Annotated in this window: 10 protein-coding genes; 8 read left to right on the forward strand and 2 right to left on the reverse strand. The window is 55.4% G+C overall.

All coding sequences use genetic code 11. The annotated features are described in order from the left end of the window. Positions 1–17: 17 nt before the first annotated feature. On the forward strand, positions 18–1,211 hold the full coding sequence (locus TR2A62_RS00545; RefSeq protein WP_009159700.1) for an ABC transporter substrate-binding protein: 1,194 nt from the start codon (positions 18–20) through the stop codon (positions 1,209–1,211). A gap of 143 nt (positions 1,212–1,354) precedes the next feature. On the opposite strand, the gene TR2A62_RS00550 is transcribed toward TR2A62_RS00545, so the two are convergent. Continuing rightward, positions 1,355–3,502, reverse strand: a complete 2,148-nt coding sequence (locus TR2A62_RS00550; protein WP_009160318.1) for a malate synthase G — start codon at positions 3,500–3,502, stop codon at positions 1,355–1,357. Positions 3,503–3,891: 389 nt separating this feature from the next. Then, positions 3,892–6,327 carry an FAD-dependent oxidoreductase gene (locus tag TR2A62_RS00555; protein WP_009157405.1) on the reverse strand — a complete coding sequence of 812 codons (2,436 nt, stop codon included), beginning with the start codon at positions 6,325–6,327 and terminating at the stop codon, positions 3,892–3,894. 186 nt (positions 6,328–6,513) lie between these two features. Between TR2A62_RS00555 and TR2A62_RS00560 the strand changes: the two genes are divergently transcribed. From TR2A62_RS00560 to TR2A62_RS00590, 7 genes are all read left to right on the forward strand, one after another. After that, positions 6,514–8,040 (forward strand): trimethylamine methyltransferase family protein, encoded by a 1,527-nt coding sequence (locus tag TR2A62_RS00560; protein ID WP_009158081.1) that lies wholly within the window; start codon positions 6,514–6,516, stop codon positions 8,038–8,040. A 203-nt stretch (positions 8,041–8,243) separates the two neighbouring features. After that, positions 8,244–9,551 carry a histidinol dehydrogenase gene (gene hisD / locus TR2A62_RS00565; protein ID WP_009159944.1) on the forward strand — a complete coding sequence of 436 codons (1,308 nt, stop codon included), beginning with the start codon at positions 8,244–8,246 and terminating at the stop codon, positions 9,549–9,551. 1 nt (position 9,552) lies between these two features. Beyond that, the gene (locus tag TR2A62_RS00570; protein WP_009160732.1) at positions 9,553–10,305 is read left to right on the forward strand and encodes an SDR family NAD(P)-dependent oxidoreductase; all 753 of its coding nucleotides are present in this window, start codon (positions 9,553–9,555) and stop codon (positions 10,303–10,305) included. Further along, positions 10,302–11,285 carry an alcohol dehydrogenase catalytic domain-containing protein gene (locus tag TR2A62_RS00575; RefSeq protein WP_009157812.1) on the forward strand — a complete coding sequence of 328 codons (984 nt, stop codon included), beginning with the start codon at positions 10,302–10,304 and terminating at the stop codon, positions 11,283–11,285. The genes TR2A62_RS00570 and TR2A62_RS00575 overlap by 4 nt, the downstream gene beginning before the upstream one ends. A 52-nt stretch (positions 11,286–11,337) precedes the next feature. Then, positions 11,338–11,844 (forward strand): sulfopyruvate decarboxylase subunit alpha, encoded by a 507-nt coding sequence (comD, locus tag TR2A62_RS00580; RefSeq protein WP_009158656.1) that lies wholly within the window; start codon positions 11,338–11,340, stop codon positions 11,842–11,844. Continuing rightward, positions 11,841–12,395 carry a sulfopyruvate decarboxylase subunit beta gene (gene comE, locus TR2A62_RS00585; RefSeq protein WP_009158338.1) on the forward strand — a complete coding sequence of 185 codons (555 nt, stop codon included), beginning with the start codon at positions 11,841–11,843 and terminating at the stop codon, positions 12,393–12,395. The genes comD and comE overlap by 4 nt, the downstream gene beginning before the upstream one ends. A 739-nt stretch (positions 12,396–13,134) precedes the next feature. Next, positions 13,135–13,491, forward strand: coding sequence for a helix-turn-helix domain-containing protein (locus TR2A62_RS00590; protein ID WP_009159121.1), 357 nt, complete (start codon positions 13,135–13,137; stop codon positions 13,489–13,491). The last annotated feature ends 22 nt before the right edge of the window (positions 13,492–13,513 follow it).

Below are 13,513 nucleotides of genomic sequence, written 5' to 3' on the forward strand. Positions count from 1 at the left end.
AAACTGGGAGAATACAAATGAAAAAACTACTATTGGCGAATACAGCGATTGCGCTGCTCGCGACAGCTGCTGCGGCAGATGTCACTGTTGGTAACCCAATGGCGATGACAGGCCCGATCCCTGATCTTGTCGCACCTATGGCCAAAGCTGTTGATCTGGCAGCTGCACACATCAACGAGCAGGGCGGCATGTTCGCTGGCGGAGAGATGTTTAAGGTCGAGCGCGCAGACAGCGCATGTGATCCAACAGCTGCTGTTGACGCGGTAACCAAGCTGATCAACGTCAGCAACGTTGCAGGCATCATCGGTCCAGTATGTTCCGGCGCCACAATCGCACAAGCGGAATCGGTATCGATGCCAGCTGGTGTTGTGACACTGTCGGTTTCGGCATCCTCGCCTGCAATCTCGACAATGGAAGACGGCACAGACCTCGTATTCCGTACAGCGGCATCTGACGCCTATCAGGGCGTTGCATTGGCTGATCTGGCGATTGCCAACGGCATCACAGAGATTGCTGTGTCCTATGCAAACGACGACTACAACGCGGCGATTGCGGGTGTATTCTCGGAAGCGTTCGTAGCAGCTGGCGGCACAGTCACTGCCAACGAAGCACACGAGCCAAGCAAAGCGTCCTACCGGTCGGAAGTTGCCACATTGGGTGCAACATCTGACAACCTCGCGCTTTTCGCTTACTACGGTTCCGGCGGCATCACACTGATGCGTAACGCTCTGGAAACAGCAGCATTCGACACATTCATCGGCGCAGACGGCATGCTGTCTGACGAAGTGATCGAGCAGATCGGTGCAGAGAACCTGGGTTCGACTACTTTCACCACATCCGCTTCTGACGCATCCACATCCGCCTTTGGCGCGTGGAAGGCCTTGGCTGATGCGGCGGACGTTCCTGCGTCTGACCCCTTTGTCCCAAACTCGTATGACGCGACATTCCTGATGGCGCTCGCAATCGAGGCTGCGGGTTCTGCTGACCGTGACGGCATCGCGGCTTCGCTGCGTGCTGTCGCAACAGCTCCGGGTGAGATCATCCTGCCAGGCGAATGGGCCAAGGCCAAAGCGATCTTGGCTGCTGGTGGCGAGATCAACTACGAAGGTGCTGCAGGCAACCAAGACTTTGACGGCAACGGCGACGTAGCTGGCGAGTTCTCCAAGTCGACTGTTGTTGACGGCGCTTGGGCTGCTGAACTGATCAAGTAATCAGTTCCACCAAAATCAAAGAATGCCGAGGCTCGCGCCTCGGCATTTTTCGTTTGGGGGTTTGGTGATTAGCCGCCAGCGACACAGCGTAACGAAAAAGGGCGACGTTGCCGCCGCCCTAAAATCCGAAGATGTCAGTCCCTTTAGGACGCTTTGTGTTCCAGACGGCGCGCGTGAAGCACAGGCTCGGTATAACCGGACGGCTGAATACGACCCTCAAACACCAGATCACACGCCGCTTGGAAGGCGACGCCGTCATAGGATGGTGCCATCGCAGTATAAGTCGGGTCGTCGGCGTTCTGACGGTCCACGACAACAGCCATCTGTTTCATGATATCCATCGCCGCGTCGCGAGAGACCACCCCGTGGTGCAGCCAGTTGGCGATATGCTGTGCGGAAATTCGACAGGTTGCGCGATCTTCCATCAGGCCAACATCATTGATGTCCGGAACTTTGGAACAACCAGTGCCCTGATCAATCCAGCGCACGACATACCCTAAAATGCCTTGGGCGTTGTTTTCAACTTCGCGGTTGATTTGTGCATCGGACCATTTGCGGTAACGCGCGACTGGGATGGCCAGCAATGCGTCGACATAGGCACGACGGCCACCGGCCGCGAGGCCAGCCTGCACTGCAAAGACGTCGGTGCGGTGATAGTGCAAAGCATGAAGCGTCGCCGCAGTCGGGCTAGGGACCCATGCGCAATTTGCACCGGATTTAGGGTGCTCTGACTTTGTTTCGATCATGGCGTCCATGTTGTCTGGAACCGCCCACATGCCTTTGCCGATCTGAGCCTTGCCAGACAAACCACACTCGAGCCCAATATCGACGTTCTGGTTCTCATATGCGGTGATCCAGCTCTTGCGCTTGATAAAGTCTTTGCGGCTGAAGGGACCTGCTTCCATCGAGGTGTGGATTTCGTCACCTGTCCGGTCCAAGAAGCCAGTGTTGATAAAGCAGACACGATGCTTGGCCGCGCGAATGCATTCCTTGAGGTTCACAGATGTGCGGCGCTCTTCGTCCATGATGCCTAGTTTGACTGTGTTCTGTGGCAGACCCAGTGCGGCTTCGACATGGCCAAAGATTTCATTGGCAAATGCGACTTCGGCTGGGCCGTGCATTTTAGGTTTCACGACATAGACAGAACCCGTCGCTGAGTTGCGCAAGCCGTCGGATTTCTTGAGGTCATGCATCGCGATCAATGTGGTGATCATCGCATCCATCATGCCTTCGAAGATTTCGTTGCCATCGGCATCGAGGATCGCAGGGTTGGTCATTAGATGCCCAACATTGCGGACCAACAACAACGCGCGACCTTTGACGGTAAGAGACCCGCCATCTGGTGTGCTATAGGTGCGGTCATCGCGCAATGCGCGGGTGATTGTCTTACCACCTTTCTCAAACGTCTCGGCAAGATCGCCCTGCATCAGACCCAACCAGTTGCAGTAGGCCAGAACTTTGTCTTCGGCATCGACGCAGGCGACTGAGTCCTCACAATCGACGATCGCCGAGACGGCGCTTTCCATCATCACATCCGCCAATCCAGAGGCATTGGTCTTGCCGACTGGGTGCGCGGCGTCGAACATCAATTCTACGTATAGGCCATTGTTACGCAGCAAAACGGTCGATGGGCGCGCCGCATCGCCGGTAAATCCGACAAACTTTTCAGGCGCTACCAGTGGGGTGCCATCAACCAAAAGCTGACCGTTCTCTACGGTGTAGCTGGCTGCCTTGGCATGGCTGGTGCCTTGGATTGCAAATGCCTGATCCAAAAACACGGCTGCCCGAGCGACGACGCGCGCGCCGCGTCCTGCGTCGAACCCTGTGGTTGTCGGCAGCGGGCCCATGGCGTTTGTGCCGTAGAACCCGTCAAAGAGGCTGCCCCAGCGGGCATTGGCCGCGTTCAGCACAAACCGGGCATTGGTGACAGGTACGACCAACTGTGGACCCGCAATCGATGCGATCTCTGGATCTACATTGGCCGTCTCAATCGCGAAATCACCCTGTTCCGGTTGGAGATACCCGATTTCTTCTAGGAAGGCCTTGTAGGCGTCAGCGTCCAAAGCTTGGCCGCGGCGTTCGATGTGCCAGCTGTCAATCTGTTGCTGCATCGTCTCGCGTTCGGCCAAGAGGTCCACATTCCGCATCCGGAAATCTTGGACCAAGCTTGCTAGACCAGACCAGAATGTTGCGGGTTCAACCCCGGTTCCGGGCAATGCGCGGGTTTCGATGAAATCCGCCAAAACGTTGGCCACCTGCAGTCCGGCACGGTCTGTGTATTGAGTTGTCATTTTGCCCTCCCTAGGCTCGTCGGGGTCTATGCAATGCTCGGCCCGTCAGACGTCAGTAAATCTACAGACGTGATCTAGAGTTCTGCCGATGAATGCAATCAGGACTATTGGGTAGACCAGATCATCCATTTGAAAAACCAGACAAATTTTGCACCTATTCCGTGGAAAAGGCTATTTTCCATATATCTTTTGATGTTTTTAGGTGAGGCGATCGGCTGTGTTGGAGCATTCTCATCGATTGCAACGGCGGTTCACGCGGCGCATCGGCGTAGAAATTTTGCAAGAATGCGTGTGCAAGATGCCCCGCCGTTGGGACGCGGGACATCAAAGCTATCAGGTGTCGTCAGCGGTTCACTCTAGTTAACGACAAGAGTCGTCGCTAAATCGCGCTAGCCTCGCACGCGAGAAAGCGGAGGATCATAGGGGCTGGGCGAAATCACCTGGGCGGCGATCATCGTCCCCAGTACATCAATCTCGAGCGTTGTTCCTAGGTCGGCCAATGGCGGATCAACAAAGGCGTAGGCAATGTTGAGACCTGTTCGGCGCCCCCAATCCCCTGATGTCACGGTGCCGACGACAGCCCCATCTAGCATTACAGATGCGCCTGGGTGGGCGGCCGCGTGGCGGCTATCGAGCGACAAGTTAACAAGCAGTTTGCGCGGACCTTCGGACTGTCGTTGGATCAGGGCCTGTCGCCCTACAAAGTCAGGTTTGTCTATTTTGATGAACCTCGAAAGGCCGGTTTCGAAAGGGTCAAACTCTGTCAGAATGTCAGATTTCCAGTGCAAATAACCCTTTTCCATCCGCATGCTGTCAATCGCAAGAGCACCAAAGAGCCGAAGGTCGTGAGCGGCTCCGGCTTCGCGAAGCGCCAAATAAGCTGCATAGAGAGAGGCGTTGGGCACATGAATTTCATAAGCCAATTCGCCGGAAAAACTGACCGCCATCACGGTTGCTGGGGCGATCCCAACAAAACATTCGCGCACCGTCAGCCATGGGAAACCAGCGGCTGACCAATCCCCTCGGCTTGCGCGGCTCAGCACATCACGCGCCTTGGGGCCTGCAAGAACAAGGATCGTTTGGTCATTTGTCAGCGACTTAAGCTGGACATCTTCGACGTCTTGGATGTGTGACGCCAGCCAGTCCATATCATGCTGTTCGGATGCAGCTGCCGATCCGTACCATATCCGGTCTGGACCGCGATTGGATGCAGGTATGTTAGCAATTGTTGCCTCTGCCTTAACCATAGCTTGGTGGTTCAGCAGATAGGTGAGACCGACACGCCCTGCTTTTCGAGGCAGGCGGCCACAGATCATGCGATCAAGAAAGTTCTGTGCGTCGTCGCCCGTAATTTCGATGCGATTAAAGCCGTTTACTTCGCTGAGCCCGACGCTGTTTTGCACGGCTGCAACTTCGGCGGTGACGATGTCGAAGCTTTCGTCAAAGCGGAAGCTGTGCGTGACATGATGATCTGGCGACGGCTTAAAGTATTCTGCGCGCTCCCATCCGTTCACGACCGTGAATTCAGCACCTTCGGCGGCCATGACCGGGGTCAATGGGGTTGTTTTGGCGTTGCGACCTGCGGGTCGGTGTTCATTCGGGAAATGGAACCGGAATTCGTTCTGATAGTCCTCAATCGCCTTGAGCGCTGTCAGTTCGACATTCGTGTGTGCGGCAAAACGGCGAGGGTCGAGCCCCCATGTGTCATAACACGCTTCGCCATGAACAATTTGCTGAGCGAGCAACCAACCATGGCCACCCCCTTCGCCAAGTCCGGCACGCAAGCCGATGATACAAAATGCATTTCTCTTGCCCGGGATTGGTCCAACAAGTGGGGCGCCGTCGATCGTGTAGGTGATGGGGCCGTTGACGACCGTGTGAATTCCGACCTCTGTTAGGGCCGGCATCCGCTCAAACGCGCCCTCGAGAACATCAGTAATGCGGTCAAGATCGTCAGGACACAGCGCATTCACAAAATGCGGATCGATCCCGTCCATTCCCCATGTTTTGCAGTCTTGCTCGTAGAATCCGACGAGCAATCCGTTCTTTTCTTGGCGGCAATAATAGTCGCTGATCGGGCAACGCAACAGCGGCATCCGGTGACCAGCATCGCGGATCGCAGGGATTTCTTCGGTGACGAAATACTGGTGCTCCATTGACATGACAGGGTGATGGACACCCATCATCGCGCCGACTTCGTTTACGCGGTAGCCACAGGCGTTAACAACGACTTCACAGTCGATATCACCCTTGTCTGTATGGACGGTCCAGCTGGAGTCTTTGTGTTGGGTCAATGCGGTAACTGGCGTGTTCCGGTACACTTCGGCACCTGCCTTGCGGGCACGGCGGGCGAGAGCCTGACACAGCTGGGCAGGATCAATATCGCCGTCGTTGCCATCCCAGAGACCACCGATCAGGTTGTCTGTAGAAATCAGCGGATGGCGACGGGCGCATTCTTCGGCGTCGAGCACTTCGAATTCGACCCCCATGCCACGGGCCATGGACGAAAAGTGGCGATAGCCATCCATCTGGGCCTCGGTATTGGCCAACCGGATGCCGCCGTCGCCGTGATTGTAATTGATGGGATAATCCGTATCGTTGGCCAGCTCTTTGTATAGATTAATCGAATGGGTTTTGAGACCTACCATCGTCTGGGTCGCGCCAAAGTTTGTAACCTGCGCCGCTGAATGCCAAGTGGTCCCGGATGTCAGCTCGTTACGCTCAACCAGAACAACATCAGTCCAGCCCTCTTGGGTGAGGTGATAGAGCGTTGAGCAGCCTGCGATGCCGCCTCCGATAACGACTGCTCGAGTCTGCGTTTTCATGATCTTCATTCCTGTTTAGCTGTCCGAATGCGATTGGGCATCAGCAGCGGTTCGGCGTCAATTCAGACACGAATATTCGTAATTTGCATATTCTACCTTCGAATTTACGTAATTTGCATAATTTCGTTTGCGTCTGAAAATTGGGACCGTTTCTGTGATGGCAGACCACAATGAAACGGATGAGCAATGACCAGTTCCGATACCTCTAGCAAACGTTCTGGCCGGTCAGCACGTTTGACGCAACGCGCGGCGCCGCCCAAAGTGAACCCTGCACCCGCAGGGCAAATGGGTGGTCAGTACCGTCCGTTGTCGGGCTATGACCTAAAGCAGATTTACGACACGGCGTTGCGATTGTTGGCGGACCTAGGAATGGGCGAGGTTCCAACGCGACTAGAGGCTGACCTATTGGCGGCCGGAGCGAACGATCTGGGTGGTGGTCGCATCGGATTTCCGCGGTTAATGGTTGAAGGTGTTATCGATGGGGCCGCCAAGCGGTTTCCATTGCATGGACGTGATCCGGATCGAACTATCGAGGTGGGCGGCGACGCGGTTTATTTTGGAACGGGCGGGGCCGCGGTGAATACGCTGGATATTGATACAGGCGTGTACCGGCCTTCGACATTGCGCGATTTGCATGATTTTACCCGTCTCCAAGACACGCTGGACAATGTGGCGTGGTTTACGCGGTGTAGCATTGCGACAGATGTGCCCGAGATCGTCGATTTGGATATCAACACGGCCTATGCGTTGTTGAGGAATACGACCAAGCCGGTGGCGACTGCCTTTACCGTTGCCGAGACGGTCGACCCAATCGTGGCGATGCTGGATATTGCGGCGGGTGGCGCAGGAAAGTTTGCAGAGCGCCCGTTCATCAAGACGCACATCAGCCCTGTGATTTCGCCTATGCGGTTTGGCAAGGACGCGGTCGAGGTTGTCTATAAATGCATCGAGCACAACATCCCGATGTCGTGCATTACGGCCGCACAGGCTGGTGCAACGGCGCCCGCAACGATGGCTGGGTTCTTGGCACAATCGCTGGCGGAAACATTGGCCAGTTTGGTGATGGTGAATGTGATTTCACCAGGCTTTCCAATGGTGTTTTCGAACTGGCCATTGGTTATCGATCTGCGCAGTGGGGCGTTTGCGGGGGGCGGTGGCGAGACGACGTTGCTCAATGCCGCATCGGCGCAATTGTCTAATTGGCTGGGCCTGCCGTCTGGTGTCGCCTGTTCGATGACCGACGCCAAGGCGATTGATGCGCAATACGGCGTGGAAAAGGGCATGACGAGCCTTGGGGCCGCGTTGGCTGGTGGGAATCTAATTTACGAAAGCAGCGGCATGACGGCCGCGTTGTTGGGCGCAAGCTTTGAGGCTTTTGTGCTGGATGACGAGATGCACGCAATGACCTACCGCGTTTTGCGCGGCGTTGAGGTGAGCGAAGACAACCTAGGCTACGACGCTATTTGTACGGCGATCTTGGGGGATGGGCATTTTCTAGGGGCGGGTCACACCTATGCCGCGATGGAGCGGGATTATCATTACCCCAAGTTGGCCGACCGTGCGCAGCCCAAGGCATGGGAAGACGCGGGCGGTGAAGACGCATGGGTGCGCGCCAAGCGGGTCGCGCGTGAGGTACTGCGTGATCATCACCCTAGCTATCTAAGCGCGGTACAGGATGCTGAGATTCGAGATCAGTTTCGGATCTTGCGCTGAAGGGGGATTTCGGGTTTTCCGAACGCGACCCTGTCCGACACCCGAAAGAGAGCCTGTTTTTCGGCAAATCCTTGCATAGGCGGCGGGCAGTGGCCTAAGCCATTGGCAGGCGATCAGGGCCGCTGTGTGCCGTGATCCCCCCTAACATCTAGGGCCGCATGTGAATCATGCAGGGCCTCCGAGACCGGCAAAGGATTTGCGCAATGGCAAGAGAGTATTTGAAAAAGGCGACGTTAACGTCGACCTCTGATGCGAGCGACGTGCATGATATCGTCAGAGGCATCTTGTCCGACATTGAGGCTGGTGGCGACGACAGCGCGCGTGAGTACGCGGCCAAGTTCGACAAATACGACGGCAACATCATTTTGACACCTGAAGAAATCGAGGCCGCGGCGGCCTTGGTTCCTGAAAAGCTGAAGGCAGACATTCGGTTTGCCCATGACAACGTCAAACGGTTTGCCGAGGCGCAAAAGGCCACAGTCAGCGATGTTGAGTTGGAAATTCAGCCGGGCTTGATCGCGGGTCAAAAAGCGATCCCTGTGAACGCTGCGGGTTGCTACATCCCGGGCGGACGCTACAGCCACATTGCGTCAGCGATTATGACGGTGACGACAGCCAAAGTGGCCGGTTGTGGCCATATCACGGCGACGTCGCCACCCCGTCCGGGTGTTGGTGTGGCACCAGCGATTGTATATGCGGCGCATATTTGCGGTGCGGACAAGATCATGGCGTTGGGCGGTGTTCAGGGTGTCGCGGCGATGACCTATGGTCTGTTTGGCCTGCCAGAGGCGAACATCCTTGTTGGGCCGGGCAACCAGTTCGTGGCCGAAGCCAAGCGGATTTTGTTTGGCCGTGTTGGGATCGATATGATTGCTGGGCCAACCGACAGTTTGGTCCTAGCGGACGCAGACGCGGACCCGATGATTGCTGCTGTGGATCTGGTCAGTCAGGCCGAGCACGGCTATAACTCGCCCGTATGGTTGGTGACGGACAGCCGTGAGCTTGCGGAAAAGGTAATGAGCCTCGTGCCGGACTTGATCGAGGACCTGCCCGAGCTGAACCGTGACAACGCACGCGCGGCGTGGCGTGATTATGCCGAAGTCATCCTATGTGCTGACCGTGAAGAGATGGCGGCCTGTTCGGATAAATATGCACCTGAGCACCTGACGGTTCAGGCGGCTGATCTTGATTGGTGGCTTGAACGTTTGTCCTGCTACGGGTCGTTGTTCCTAGGCGAAGAAACGACTGTGTCTTACGGTGACAAGGCTTCGGGGACAAACCACGTTCTGCCGACGTCTGGTGCTGCGTCCTACACGGGCGGTTTGAGCGTGCACAAGTACATGAAGATCGTAACTTGGCAGCGTTCGACGCCCGAAGGATCCAAGCGCGTGGCAGAAGCCACAGCGCGGATTTCGCGGTTGGAAGGGATGGAGGGACATGCGCGGGCTGCGGATGTGCGTCTGGCCAAGTATTTCCCCGGCGAAAACTTTGACCTGACGGCTGAAGAATAAGATGAGCGGCCTGTTTGACCTGACAGGCCGTGTGGCCTGTGTCACCGGCGCCAGTGCAGGATTGGGGCAGCGCGCCGCGATCGCATTGGCAGCGGCTGGAGCACAGGTTGTCGGTGTGGCGCGACGTACGGATGCGCTGGCTGAATGGGAGCAGTCTGTTGGACCTGCGGCGGCCACAGTCGCCGCAGACTTGTCTCAGCGCGATCAGATCACAGATATTGCGGAACGCATTGCAACGCCTTTTGGCACGCCTGACATTGTGGTTCATGCAGCGGGGATCAACACCCGCGAGACAGCAGACGAGGTCACCGACGCGGGTTGGGACGTCACGATGAACCTGAACCTCGCCGCGCCGTTCTTTCTGACCCAATGTTTTGTCCCGCAGATGCGCGCCAAACAGTGGGGCCGTGTCGTGAATTTTGCATCGCTTCAGACGACACGGGCCTTTCCCGGTGGTGTCAGCTATGGCGCATCCAAGGCTGGCATTGGACAGCTCACCCGCGCGATGGCAGAAGCGTGGTCCTGCGACGGGATCAATGCCAATGCGATCGGACCGGGATTTTTCCCTACCGAATTGACGGGCCCCGTTTTTGCGGACCCCGAGCGGGCAGCGCGCAATGCAGCGCAGACGTGTGTTGGGCGTAATGGAGCGTTGGACGATATTGATGGGCCATTGCTGTTTCTATGTTCTGATGCGTCCCGTTATGTAACAGGTCAGGTGTTGATGGTTGATGGGGGGTTCACAGCGAAATGAAGGCATTGGTGTATGATGGGGTCGAAGACCTGCAATATCGTGAAATGCCTGATCCGGTCGCTAAACCTGGTCAGCAGCTGATCAAGGTTGAAAGTGTCGGGATTTGTGGCTCGGACATGCATGCTTATTTGGGGCATGATGATCGACGGCCTGCGCCACTGATCTTGGGTCATGAAGCAGCAGGCACGATTGTCGGTGGTCTCCGCAATGGCGAGCGGGTCACGGTTAATCCGTTGGTTACCTGTGGTGTTTGTGCGGCCTGCACATCCGGTCGCGACAACCTTTGCCCTGAACGGCTGATCATTTCGATGCCGCCGCGAGAGGGGGCTTTTGCCCAATATGTAGTGATGCGGGACGAAAACCTCGTCACTGTACCGGACCACGTGTCGCTTGATGCGGCCTGTTTGGCAGAGCCGATTGCCTGTGGTTGGCACACTGTGCGTTTGGCGCTCGAGACGTTGAATGGTGCCTCTGACAGCGCCTTGGTTATTGGCGGTGGCGCTATTGGTCTGGGTGCTGCTTTGTCGCTGACGGCCCAAGGCGTTGGGGATGTCACGATTGTTGAGCCAAACGCATTGCGCCGCGACGTGTTAAACGGTGTGTGTGGTCAGATGTCGATTGCGCCTGATGATTTGCCCGACGATGCGCTCTTTGATCTTGTGGTTGATGGTGTTGGATATGCTGCGACACGTGCCGTGGCGTCCGCCCACGCGCGTCCGGGCGGAGTGATCGGTCACATCGGTCTGGGCGAAGGCGAGGGCGGTCTGGATGTCCGGCGCATGACGTTGCAAGAGATCACGTTCATCGGCACCTACACCTATACAGCCCAAGATTTCCGAGACACAGCAGCGGCCATGTTTGACGGGCGCCTAGGTGCGCTTGACTGGACCCAAGCGCGGGAATTGGCAGACGGGGCCGAGGCCTTTGCCGATATTCGCGCAGGCCGCACGGCTGCGCCCAAGATTGTTTTGAACCCATAGATGAAATCGTCGCAGCCCCGCGTGGGTGCGGCACAACAGGAGAGTGACCCAGATGAGTATCGACAAGAAGATCGTTGATGATCTTGTTGCGAATGACGTTTCGTTTGTAACCACCGTGCCGTGCAAACAGCTGGCGGGTGTGATCGACGAAGTGGAAGCGCGCGAAGAGATTTTTCACATTCCATCGAACAAAGAAGACGAAGGCATGGGCCTGTGTGCTGGCGCATTTATGGGCGGCAAACGTCCTGCGATCATCATGCAAAACACTGCGATCGGTGTAACGATCAACACGCTGGCGACGTTGATCCAATACTACCGGATGCCGTTGCCGATGATCATTTCGTACCGTGGTGAGCTGCGCGAGCCGGTGGCCTGTCAGGTCGAGATGGCTGTACACACCAAAGCGCTGTTGGCGCAGATGAATATCCCGACCTATCATTTCCACAAGGAAAGTGATGCGGACGAATTAGATACGATCCTGAAATACACATTCATGTGCAACAAACCTGTGGCGATCCTGACGGATGCGTCGTTCTGGGGAGGCTACGGCGACCAATGATCAGATCAGAAATTCTGCGCGAGATCGCGCCCATCCTTCGGGACCAGCTGGTCGTTTGCAACATCGGTCTTCCGAGCCAAGAGCTTCATATGATCGACGATCAGCCGAGCAATTTTTACATGCTTGGCACTATGGGATTGTCGTCGTCCATCGGTCTGGGCCTTGCACTGGCGCAAGACAAAACCGTGATTTCGATTGACGGTGACGGATCGGTTCTCACGAACCTCGGAACACTGCCGACCATCGCCAACAACGTGGCCGAAAACTTTATCCTGATGATCATTGACAATGGGTCGTACGGATCAACGGGTGACCAGCCGACCTATGCGGGCAAAAAGACCCGTTTGGAAAATGTCGCTGCGGCCTGTGGCTGTGAGAACGTTGTGACCTGTCGCGATGTGGACACTGGCAAAGTGTTGCAAGAGGCGATCGACAGCAAACAGATGACCATCATTGTAGTGAAGTGTGACAGCGGCAACATCAAGTTGCCAGTGATCACAATGGACCCTGTCGTGATCCGTGACCGGTTCATGAAGACCGTGGCAAGCTAAGGTTTTCGTATTTTCCAAGATTAAGGGGCGGTCCTGCTGGGGCCGCCCTTTTGCGTGTTCCAGTTATCTGTCTCATATTCCGCTTCGCAGGGTTACTTATCAGCCAAATAAACTTTCTTATTAAATAACGCTAATTGAACCCATAGGCGCTGACATCAGACAACGGTGACAGATGCAGTGAGCCGAGACCTCCTAAAAGGTAACCTCGTACCTCTTCCTTAGAAGAAGTCTCAAGCTGGTCTGCGAAAGGAACTGAGCAAAGACCTCAACGGAGTGATTAGTGATCTCTTGGCAAAACTGCCCGTGGAAAAGCCCCCCAATAAGAGCCTGTGCGGTAAATATTGAAAATGAACCGCTCGATAAGCTGTATGGTGGAGCATTTTCTTTTGCAGATTGGGAGCCGCAGGGGAGTAAAGGTAATTTGGCCTCATGGCTCCCAAAGGAATCTTCGCGAGCGTCAAAAAAACGTCTACAACAACCTTCGGTTGGCGTCGCACATTGTGGCTCCAATGAAAGCAGTCACGGGTCATACGAACGTCTAGGGCGCGCAATAGGTCCAGTAATATCCGATCGAATACTTAATCTATTCTTTGGGGTCATAGCTTGACGCTGTAATTCTGTTTTACCTTGTAATGAAAAAATCGCATAAGTTGCATGAGTAAGGCTTTGAATCGATTGTGGATCCAGCCTTTTTTTAAGGGAAGCTTTTAAGGGAAACGTTATATAGGAGGCTGTAATAATGGTTCATCCGGTTGATGTTCACGTCGGAAAACGCATCAAAGAAGCCAGAATTCTGCGTGGCCAGTCACAATCCGAGATTGCACGCGAACTCGATATTTCCTTTCAACAGATCCAAAAGTACGAAAGCGGCAAGAACCGAATTTCTGCCAGCCGTCTTTTTGAGCTGAGCCAATTATTCGGTATCTCGCCCTCGTTTTTCTTTGATGGACTTGAAGAAGGTGCGGATGAAAGAAAGCAACCAATGGATGCGGAGACAGCGCGTATCGCATTAGCTATTTTGAAAATCCCTAATAAGCGGACTAGGAGCCTGCTGATTTCTTTAGCGCAAGAAGTCTCGCGCGAAGAAGCCTCTTAACTATTCCTTAGTACATTTGGGT

The sequence above is a fragment of the Thalassobium sp. R2A62 genome (genome assembly GCF_000161835.1).
Lineage (GTDB): Bacteria > Pseudomonadota > Alphaproteobacteria > Rhodobacterales > Rhodobacteraceae > Thalassobium.